Annotated in this window: 1 protein-coding gene; it reads left to right on the forward strand. The window is 71.9% G+C overall.

Annotated features, from left to right (window positions below; translation table 11 throughout):
- Positions 1 to 530, forward strand: a 530-nt coding sequence (locus D3272_RS27080) for a PfkB family carbohydrate kinase (protein ID WP_245496819.1), incomplete at both ends; no start/stop codon positions are given.

Raw genomic sequence — 530 nt, forward strand, 5'->3', positions numbered from 1 at the left:
CATTTCGCCCGCGAAACCACGGCGGCGGCGCAGAAGCTGGCCATGCGCCACGCCGCCGCGCACGGCCGCAGGATCGTCTTCGACGTCGACTACCGCCCGAACCTGTGGGGCCTCGCCGGCCACGGCGCCGGCGAGGAGCGGTTCATCGCCTCCGACGCGGTCAGCGCTCACCTCGCCCCCGTCCTCGCCGATTGCGACGTCATCGTCGGCACCGAAGAGGAGCTGATGATCGCCGGCGGCGTCGAGGACGCGCTCGCCGCCATCCGGGTCATCCGCGAACTCAGCCCGCGGGCGCTGATCGTGTGCAAGCGCGGCCCGATGGGCTGCGTCGCCTTCGACGGGCCGATCCCCGACGAGATCGACGCCGGCATCAAGGGTCCGGGCTTCCCCGTCGAGGTCTACAACGTGCTCGGCGCCGGCGACGCCTTCATGTCGGGCTTCCTGCGTGGCTATCTGCGCGGCGAGCCGATCGAGACGGCCTGCGCCTACGCCAATGCGTGCGGGGCCTTCGCGGTGTCGCGGCTGCTGTG

It is taken from the genome of Lichenibacterium ramalinae (genome assembly GCF_004137085.1).
GTDB classification, from domain to species: Bacteria; Pseudomonadota; Alphaproteobacteria; order Rhizobiales; family Beijerinckiaceae; genus Lichenihabitans; species Lichenihabitans ramalinae.